The 1,254-nt window shown below is 65.6% G+C and carries 1 pseudogene; it reads right to left on the bottom strand.

Annotation, left to right across the window (positions count from 1 at the left end):
- Positions 1 to 61: 61 nt before the first annotated feature.
- Positions 62 to 1,168 (bottom strand): annotated as a pseudogene (locus NW75_RS20940) (acetyl-CoA carboxylase biotin carboxylase subunit); the annotation flags it as partial.
- Positions 1,169 to 1,254 lie beyond the last annotated feature (86 nt).

The following is a 1,254-nucleotide window of genomic DNA, read 5'->3' as shown; positions in this document are numbered from 1 at the left end:
CCCCTGCGGACCAGCCCCTCCCCTAGCCCCTCCCCTGAAGGGATGGGGATGTGTACGGCGTGCTCTTGCTCTCAGGCGGATTATACCGCACCAGCCGCCCGATGCTCGGCAGGAACCCGCGATACGGGTCCTCGGCATAGACGCGATTTTCCACCGCCCAGCCGTTCAACTGCACATCGTTCTGGCTGAACCCCAGCGGCTCGCCGGCCGCGACGCGGATCATCAGTTCGACCAGATCGAGCCCGGTCACCGCCTCGGTCACGGGATGCTCGACTTGCAGCCGCGTGTTCATTTCGAGGAAGTAGAAGCCCTCGCCGGTCGTATCCGCACCCGACACGATCAGTTCGACCGTGCCTGCCGAATAATAGCCAACCGCGCGCGCCAGCGCGACCGCTTGCTCGCCCATCGCCTTGCGCATTTTCGGCGTCACGAAGGGCGACGGCGCTTCCTCGACCACTTTCTGGTGCCGCCGCTGGATCGAGCATTCGCGCTCGCCGAGATAGACGATGTTGCCGTGCTGGTCGCCCATCACCTGGATTTCGATGTGGCGCGGGCTTTCGATGAATTTCTCGATGAACACGCGGTCGTCGCCGAACGACGCCAGCCCCTCGCGCTTGGTCGCCTCGAAACCTTCGCGCACGTCCTGTTCGCTATAGGCCAGCCGCATCCCCTTGCCGCCGCCGCCCGCGCTCGCCTTCATCATCACCGGATAGCCGATGTCGCTCGCGATCCGCACCGCTTCCTCGGTATCGGCAATCTCGCCCAGGAAACCGGGGACGACATTGACCCCGGCCTGCTTGGCGAGCTTCTTCGATTCGATCTTGTCGCCCATCGCGGCGATCGCGGCGGGCGGGGGCCCGACAAAGGCGATCCCCGCCTCGGCGCAGGCCTTTGCGAAACTCTCGCGCTCGGAGAGGAAGCCATAGCCGGGGTGGATGCAATCGGCGCCGGTCTCCTTGGCCGCGAGCAGGATCAGGTCGGCGAGCAAATAGCTCTCCCCCGCCGCCGGCGGCCCGAGCCGCACGCTCTCATCCGCCATCAGCACATGCGGGCTGCGCGCATCGGCATCCGAATAGACCGCGACCGTCGCGATCCCCATCTTCTTGGCGGTGCGCATCACCCGGCAGGCGATTTCACCACGATTGGCGACCAGGATTTTCTTGAACATTCCACTCTCCCCTCCCGCTTGCGGGAGGGGCCGAGGGAGGGCCATCCGCAAGGGGTTGATGTCTGGGGGGAGGAAAGTCCCTCCCT

The organism is Sphingomonas sp. Ant H11 (assembly GCF_000797515.1).
Classification (GTDB): Bacteria; Pseudomonadota; Alphaproteobacteria; order Sphingomonadales; family Sphingomonadaceae; genus Sphingomonas.
Note: the sequence above shows the minus strand (reverse complement) of the source record. Positions and strands in the feature narration are given on the sequence as shown.